This is a genomic window from Neobacillus sp. 204 (assembly GCF_046562815.1).
GTDB lineage: Bacteria > Bacillota > Bacilli > Bacillales > Cytobacillaceae > Neobacillus.
In genome coordinates, this window is the sequence record NZ_JBJORY010000017.1 from 77,663 (window position 1) to 85,615 (window position 7,953).

Below are 7,953 nucleotides of genomic sequence, written 5' to 3' on the forward strand. Positions count from 1 at the left end.
TGCCTCCTTAGGATCATAAAATTAGATTCATATCCCCAAACTCATGCCATAAATAGCCGGCTTCGATGGCATGATTGTATGCTTGAAGCAAATGCTGCTCAGATACAAAGGCGGAAAGCATATCGAGGTGGCTAGCTTGCGGTTCATGAAGACCCGTAATGATTCCATCGGCTATTTCTAAGAGATATTGCCCATCGATATAGAGATTGGTTGTGCCCGATAGGACTCCATTTCTGGCTGCACTCTCAAGAGCACGAACCACGGTGGTGCCTACCGCAATGACGCGGTTGCCAGCGGCTTTTGTCTTTAAAATCCGTTCCATGGTCCGTTCAGGGATTTGATACTCCTCGACATTTTCATCAGGTGCTTGATGATAGTTATCATCAAGCAAGTAACTTAAGCCTGTATGCAATTGAATAAAATCGAGCTGGATGTTCAATCGCTTTAATTTAAAAATTAGCTCCCAACTAAACGCTCTACCCGCGGAGGGCATTTCCACTGAACCAGGGTGACTGGCAAAAATGGTTTGATAGTAATTAAGATCCCAGGGCTTCTCGATATATTCATAACGGACAGGCTCACCAAGAGCATAAATCATATTAAATAATTCTGTTCCTTTTTTCGTAAATTCAATGATCTTTAGAGGAGAATTCCCTTTCTGGCTAATGACTATAGCGGACAAGTCGGGAGAAAATTCAAGTATATCTCCCGGTTTTACAGGTGTAGCAACAATTAGTGCCTCCCAGAGATCTTCACGACAGCGCCTAGCCAACCGAATTTCAACATTGGGTGCGATTGGATCCGAGTTTCGAATCCAATTACCGTGTAATACAGCAGGGATGGTTCGGCTATTATTGGCAATGAGCAGGTCCCCGGGCTCGAGATAATTGGCCAGGTCAAAAAAGTGGTCATGGCTGATTTCCCCTGTAACCCGATCGAGAACCATCATCCGGACATGGTCCCTTCGTAGGCCGCGTTTTTCAGGGGGAAGGGATGCATTCAATTCATCAGGAAGGTGAAAATCCAATGCTCGTGTCGCCATCATAATTCCTCCTCAGCTTGGGCTTCAAACCGCTGGCCATTTGTTCCTGCTGACTTACTTGAGGCTAAAAATAAAAATATGTCCACAATATCCTCTGGTTTAGCCAATGGGTAATCGCAATCAGGGACCGCCAACCGATGCATATCTGTATCCATTTCTCCTGGGTCGACCATATTAACCCTAATATTTGTGTCACTTAATTCATCCGCCCACGTCTGGGTGAGGCCTTCTACCGCGAATTTGGAAATTCCGTAAGCACCCCAGCCTGCATAACCAGTATGACCAGCTTCGGAAGTTACATTGATAATGGAGCCCTCATTCCGCTCAAGCATTCCCGGAATTACTCTCCTTGTAACAAGAAATGGCGAAACGGCATTTATGCGCAGCACTTCGGCAAAGTCTTCTTCTGGGTAATCAAGAAGCAGTGGCATCGGACTAGGGCCCAATACCGATGCATTATTAATTAGCACATCAATATGTCCATATGTTCCCTCTGTCAACGCAATGAATCGCTCCACATCCCGCGATTTGGATAAATCAGCGGTAACTGCGAGAACCTCAGCACCTAATTTTTGAGCTTCTATTTTCACTTTTAGCAGTTTTTCTTCTGATCTCGAGCAGATCGCAAGCCTAGCTCCTTCCTTTGCAAAAGCCAATGTTAACGCTCTACCCAAACCCTTAGAAGCCCCAGTAATCATTACAACTTTATTATTCATATCGTCTCTCCCCTTTGTTTCTTGATGACTTAAGCATACAGGTTTCTGGAAAATCCTCCCTCAGAAAAAAGCTTGAAGTTTTACTACAACTTTAGACTGAGGGAAGACGACAGTTAATGATATAAAGGGGAGTGAATAGCCAATCGACGCTATTGACGACCGAGCAGGGGGAAAAAGAGTCACCAGGGTAGCCAATCGACGCTATTGACGACCGAGCAGGGTGGAAAAAGAGTCACCAGGGTAGCCAATAGGCGTTATTGACGACCGAGCAGGAGGGAAAAAGAGTCACTAGGGTAGCCAATAGGCGTTATTGACGACCGAGCAGGGTGGAAAAAGAGTCACTAGGGTAGCCAATAGGCTTTATTGATGACCGAGCAGGGTGGAAAAAGAGTCACCAGGGTAGCCAATAAGCTTTATTGACGACCAAACAGTGAAAAAAAGAACAACTAAGGCAGACAATAGTCTTTTATAAACGGCTATAAGGAGTAAAAAGGTACGTAGGGTAGCCTATCCCTCCTATGTACGAACAATAGTAGCCTCAATAACACACAAAAACACATCTCATTATGATTTAAAATGTATAAATCATTTTTCGGATTCGAAGTTAATCGACATCATGCGCGGTTTATATGGCGTCATATTCCACTTCCTTTCCTACATAATTTATTTTACAAAAAATAACTAAATAATGGTTTGAATACTTTGTTAACAATGATCAGGACGAACTAGATCCATCGGATAAAAATTGGCAACTTTATTCGACCGCAACTTTGCATTTCTTCTGAACCTCAGATAAAGAATAGTTGTAAGAGGTGAAAAGTAGTGACAGTAATTACGACCTTTAAAGAAAAAAAACGGGAAAAACAAATAAAATATGAGCGTTCCGTCCTTCGGGAGTTATCGATTAATACATTAAAAGAACGAGTCCAACAATACTTTGGCTCTACAAAAATTGCCTCCAGCCTAATAATGAATACAGGCATAGAAGAAGCATGCTATGACATTGCCCTTGAAGCCTTTTTATTGGGGGCAAAATTCAGCAAGTTTGGTTATTATGGAGAAGACTTAGATGAGGTTCGCAAACGCTGCTATCGAGAAGAAAAACATTTAATTGATACCCTATATAATTTTTTCCTTTATTGGGGAAGCGGTGAAGAGGGCACCATGAGTGAATCACTTTATTATCTATGTGAGCAATATATCCATATCTGGTGGAGAGAAGGCTATGAAAAAGGGCAAAGGCGCCACAAGCTCCGTCTTCACTAAAGTCTGACATTTCTTCCTGTTCTAAACCCCCCCTTTGTCCCATATAGTTTAGAGAATAGGGACGAGCGGGAAGGACTGATAGGGGTGTCAAAGCGAAGACTGAAAATAATTAGTTTTATTGTAGGGTTATTTGTCTTATTCTTTGTTTTACAGTATGACTTTTTAGAGGATGACTCGTTGAATTCGTGGAATCTTCCGTTGTCAGGAAAAATCATCTTACTTGACCCGGGCCATGGCGGTCCTGATGGCGGCGCTGGAACGGGTCAAACTTTAGAAAAGGACATTGCCCTAGAGATTACCAAAAAAGTTCGGGATTACTTGCAAATGCAGGGGGCCCTTGTCATTATGACTAGAGAAACAGATACAGATTTAGCTGGATCTGATACAAGAGGTTACAGTCGAAGAAAAGTGGAGGATTTAAAAACTAGACTAAAAATGATCAATGAAGGTGATAATGACTTTTTTGTCAGCATTCATTTAAATGCGATTCCTTCTTCGAGGTGGAGCGGGGCCCAAACCTTCTATGCGCCTCAATATAAAGAAAATGCAGAAGCAGCCAAATTTATCCAAGATGAGCTGCGTACAAATTTAAAGAACACAACAAGGCGGGCGAAGCCCATTAATAATGTGTATATCTTAAAGAATGCAAAGAAGCCCGGCGTATTGGTGGAAGTTGGCTTTTTATCCAATCCGGCCGAAAAGGAAAATTTAAAAAAGGATTCCTACCAGGAGAAAATTGCAATCTCCATCTATCAAGGAATTAATCGTTATTACACAAATGAAAAAGAACTTGTCGAACCAGAGTATTGAAGGTGAGAAAAACACCTTCTATTTTTTTTGAAAAACTATCCAAGAATTTTCTGTAGTCCGATTAAAATTCCGTGTGATTCATTTAACTGTTTCTTAACTTGGTTATGATATACTGAGAGATGGAAACGAATTCAAAAGGTGAGGTGCTTTTTTATGTTAACAGAGAAAAGAGTGCATGAGGTTCTTGGCAGCCTTAAAGAACCATTTTTACATAAAACATTAGCTGAATTAAATGCTATTGTCGAAATAAAAATTAAAGAAGAAAAAAACCATGTCAGCGTAAAAGTAGCCATCGCGAAAACGGGTACAGCAGAACAACTCCAACTACAAACACAAATTGTCAATTTGTTGAAAGAAGTTGGAGCGGCAACGGTTGGAATTCGTTTTAGTGAACTACCTGAAGAAGTATTAGCAGCGCATCGACATGCGGAACCAGAAAATAATGATACAAACTTGCTTAATTCAAATAATACCACCTTCATTGCTATTGCCAGTGGAAAAGGCGGTGTCGGTAAATCAACGGTATCGGTGAATCTTGCTGTGGCGCTTGCACGTTTAGGCAAAAAGGTTGGATTGATTGATGCAGATATTTATGGATTTAGTGTGCCGGATATGATGGGAATTACTCAAAGACCTGTGGTAAGAGGAGAAAAAATCATTCCTGTAGAACGTTTTGGCGTCCAAGTAATTTCAATGGGCTTCTTTGTTGAAGACAATTCTCCAATTATTTGGCGTGGACCGATGTTAGGGAAAATGTTAAATAGCTTCTTTAGTGAAGTTGAGTGGGGCGATATCGACTATCTACTTTTAGATTTACCGCCTGGAACTGGGGATGTTGCTTTAGATGTTCATACCATGCTTCCGGCATGTAAAGAAATTATCGTAACTACTCCACATCCAACAGCTGCGTTTGTTGCAGCACGTGCTGGCGCAATGGCTCTAAAAACTGACCATGAAGTTCTTGGTGTCATTGAAAACATGGCGTTCTTTGAAAGTAAAGTGACTGGGGAAAAGGAATATGTATTTGGCCAAGGCGGCGGCGATAAATTAGCAGAGGAATTGAATACAGAAGTTCTCGGCCGTCTTCCACTTAACCAGCCTGATTGGAACGACGAAGACTTTGCTCCATCCATCTATCAGGAAGACCATCAGACCGGTAAAATTTATTTAGAAATTGCAGAAAAAGTAACCAGTTTACTTAAAAAATAATAAATGCAAAAAGAGAAGCCTTTTCTGCTGTGAAAAGGCTTCTCTTTTTTGGGGAAAAATGGTCTTAGATGAGTGATTAGCTTCCGCCCCCTGTGTTTGTTTTACTGCCACCTTGATCAGTGCTTTGGCTTTTACTAGCGGATTTGCTATTCGCCTCTTCTGCAGCCTTTAAGAGTAATTCTTGGATTTTCGCTTTGAACAAGGGACTATCCACAGTTTCTGTAATGACTTTCTGAAGATGCTCGCGGTATTCCTTGCTTTTTAGTGCATCTGCCATCTCTTTTTGGATTTCCGGCTCTTTAAAAACTTGAATCATCATACCTCTATATTCGGGATCATTCATTAATTCCTTAAGCAACTTTTTGTTTTCAGTTTTTAAATTTTTTGAAACGGCTTGTGTGAATTTTGGATCGCTAAACGTTTTTTTCCAATAGTCTTTTGCTTTATCTGACGTGAGTGTTTGCTGGATGGTATCAGTGACTACCTTTTGATCCATCACAAGTTTTTCCTTCATGCTATCACTTGACATTACATCTTGAATTGCTTTCTTACCATCATCTGTTTTAAGAATATCAACGACCATTTTCTTCGTTTCTTCGTAATCAATTTGTCCCCCGGCACCGACGTCATTGGAAGAACAACTTGTCAGGAACACCATGATGGGCAGGAGGAGCAACATGCTTTTCGCTTTCATTGATAAGCCCCTTTCACATAAAAATCCTTAAGTTTAGCATGTAGTAACTGTTGAAAGATTATGCGTAAGGAATCATAAAATATGGATTTTTCAATTTTAGCTTGGTACAATCATTATGGTGTTTATTTTTGTAGTATGGAGGTTTATAGTGTGACAAGCCGTAATTGGGTAAAACTATTTTTAAACACATTATTAGTGGGCGGACTCACAACGGCTATTGTGGGCTTTATTGTTCGCTGGAATGAGTTTGAGCCCTATTTTACTGAATTTAAAGTCATTGATATTTTGTCGACATTGATTTGGTTAATTGTCATGGGCTTTTTGTTTAGTGTTATCAGCCAAATGGGCTTTTTTGCATATTTAACGGTTCATCGTTTTGGATTAGGAATCTTTAAATCTGTTTCACTGTGGAATGCTGTTCAAATTGTCCTTATTCTATTTGGTTTATTTGATTTAGTTTATCTTCGATTTGAAAATTTTGCTGGCCCGGACGGTTCTGTTCTGCCTTACTTTGGCCCGGCAATCATTTTGTTGGTCGTTGGTTTGACGGTAGCATGGTATAAAGTGAAACAAACCAATCGGGATGCATTTATTCCCGCCATGTTCTTTATGATTGTGGTTACATTAATTGAGTGGGTACCTGTCCTTCGTGTAAATGAACAGAGCTGGCTTTATTTAATGATGTTTGCCTTAATGGGATGTAATGCTTATCAATTATTAATTTTGCATAAATTAAACCAGCAATCTGACCAAGAAAGACAAAAAAGGGCAAGTCAGTCCAAAAGTAATTCAAAAAATAATAAACAAGCAAACCCGAAAAAGTCAAAAAAACCGTCCATTTAATGTGTTGGACGGTTTTTATTCGTTTATCTATCTAATCTCTTTTGAACTTGCTTCACCATTCGCTATCATTTCTGAAACTGTAACTAATTTAAACCTATTTTGATGAATATTTTTTAAAATTAATGGCAGTGCTTTTGCTGTCTGTTTTGCTGCATCAGAAGCATGAAGTAGAACAATATCGCCCTTGTCTGCCTTATCTACATTTTTGATAATGGCCGGTACACCAGGATTATTCCAGTCTTTTGAATCGACACTCCAATGGACCACAGTATATCCATACCTCTTGGCAATTTTTAAGGTACGCTCATCAAAATGACCGGTCGGAGCACGGAGTAGCTTAATATCTTTCACATTTAGTTTCCTGAAGGCTTCTTGTGCTTTTGAGATATCCTGGCCAATCTTCACATCTTCTAAATCTCGATAGTCTTTGTACTCGTATCCAAGAATCCCGATTTCATAACCATCCTTTATGATGCGATTAACAATGTCTGGGTGTCGCTCTGCCCATGAACCAGCCAAGAAGAAAGTAGCTGCCTTAACATTTTCCTTCTTTAACGTATCTAAAATGGGCTCTGCCTTTTCGTCACCCCAACCGATATTAAAAGTAAGTGCGAGGTCCTTTTCCCCTCTATAAATAGCTTTCGGACCATCCTTTGTTGAAAAGACAGGAATTTGTGTAAGATTCTCTATGTAGAGAAACCATGCTGTAAAAAAGGCAGCAATTAAAATTAGTGAAATGTTCTTCAAAGACTTCCCGTTAAATACAAAAAAGAATTTCATCGTCCCCACCTCGTCCAATACTGTCCATGTCTCAACCTATGCCGATTTTTTTAAAAATATGATTAGAAAATTTTATTATAAAATTTCAATAATTGGAAAAGACTACTATAACTAGATATTTCGCTGGAGGTTATTCAATGTTTGGGCTTCTAATAAACGATAAAGAAGTAAAAGAAATGGAATACCTTATTAAAAGAGAAATGGATGAAATTTTATTTGATTTGAGAGATGATCGTATTGATCATATAGTAAAAAGAGCAATGGAAGAGAGATATAAAGTTTTGTTTACCCTTTTTCGAAGAGTGGCTTCTCCCCATGATTGTCTTAAGTATATGAGAAGAGGGAAGAAGGACAGGAAAAAGGGGTAAGAAAAAACTTCATTTTTTTTTGCAAGATCTGTTGACAGTTATTAAGTATCTTGGTATATTAATAAACGTCGCTGCTGACCTAACAAACTTCGAAAAAAGTTGTTGACATTGTAGCTGGCGGATGATATATTAATAAAGTCGCTTTTGGGCGATTGAACAAATTGTTCTTTGAAAACTAAACAAACAAAATCGTGCAAACAAACAATAAATTTTAGTTTCAATTAT

The 7,953-nt window shown here is 39.4% G+C and carries 9 protein-coding genes; 5 read left to right on the forward strand and 4 right to left on the reverse strand.

What is annotated here, in order from left to right:
• Positions 1–13 precede the first annotated feature (13 nt).
• Positions 14–1,042 carry an S-adenosylmethionine:tRNA ribosyltransferase-isomerase gene (locus ACJ004_RS25975; protein ID WP_410896006.1) on the reverse strand — a complete coding sequence of 343 codons (1,029 nt, stop codon included), beginning with the start codon at positions 1,040–1,042 and terminating at the stop codon, positions 14–16.
• Positions 1,042–1,758: an SDR family NAD(P)-dependent oxidoreductase gene (locus tag ACJ004_RS25980; RefSeq protein ID WP_410896007.1), complete on the reverse strand. Its 717-nt coding sequence runs from the start codon at positions 1,756–1,758 to the stop codon at positions 1,042–1,044. The genes ACJ004_RS25975 and ACJ004_RS25980 overlap by 1 nt, the downstream gene beginning before the upstream one ends.
• An 822-nt stretch (positions 1,759–2,580) precedes the next feature.
• Here ACJ004_RS25980 and ACJ004_RS25985 point away from each other — a divergent pair.
• From ACJ004_RS25985 to ACJ004_RS25995, 3 genes are all read left to right on the forward strand, one after another.
• A complete protein-coding gene (locus tag ACJ004_RS25985) occupies positions 2,581–3,024 on the forward strand; it encodes a YbaK family protein (protein ID WP_168241537.1) in 444 nt (147 codons plus the stop codon).
• An 84-nt stretch (positions 3,025–3,108) separates the two neighbouring features.
• Entirely contained in the window at positions 3,109–3,834 is a 726-nt protein-coding gene (cwlD, locus tag ACJ004_RS25990; RefSeq protein ID WP_410896008.1) for an N-acetylmuramoyl-L-alanine amidase CwlD, read from the forward strand.
• 153 nt (positions 3,835–3,987) lie between these two features.
• Positions 3,988–5,043 carry an Mrp/NBP35 family ATP-binding protein gene (locus ACJ004_RS25995; protein ID WP_410896009.1) on the forward strand — a complete coding sequence of 352 codons (1,056 nt, stop codon included), beginning with the start codon at positions 3,988–3,990 and terminating at the stop codon, positions 5,041–5,043.
• Between the two features lie 76 nt (positions 5,044–5,119).
• On the opposite strand, the gene gerD is transcribed toward ACJ004_RS25995, so the two are convergent.
• Positions 5,120–5,737: a spore germination lipoprotein GerD gene (gene gerD / locus ACJ004_RS26000; protein ID WP_410896010.1), complete on the reverse strand. Its 618-nt coding sequence runs from the start codon at positions 5,735–5,737 to the stop codon at positions 5,120–5,122.
• A 150-nt stretch (positions 5,738–5,887) separates the two neighbouring features.
• Here gerD and ACJ004_RS26005 point away from each other — a divergent pair, with 150 nt between their 5' ends.
• Positions 5,888–6,580 carry a KinB-signaling pathway activation protein gene (locus ACJ004_RS26005; protein WP_410896011.1) on the forward strand — a complete coding sequence of 231 codons (693 nt, stop codon included), beginning with the start codon at positions 5,888–5,890 and terminating at the stop codon, positions 6,578–6,580.
• Between the two features lie 27 nt (positions 6,581–6,607).
• On the opposite strand, the gene pdaB is transcribed toward ACJ004_RS26005, so the two are convergent.
• Entirely contained in the window at positions 6,608–7,360 is a 753-nt protein-coding gene (pdaB, locus tag ACJ004_RS26010) for a polysaccharide deacetylase family sporulation protein PdaB (protein WP_410896012.1), read from the reverse strand.
• Positions 7,361–7,497: 137 nt separating this feature from the next.
• On the opposite strand from pdaB, the gene ACJ004_RS26015 reads away from it, so the two are divergent.
• Complete coding sequence (locus tag ACJ004_RS26015) at positions 7,498–7,728, forward strand: hypothetical protein (protein WP_026565703.1); 231 nt, start codon at positions 7,498–7,500, stop codon at positions 7,726–7,728.
• The last annotated feature ends 225 nt before the right edge of the window (positions 7,729–7,953 follow it).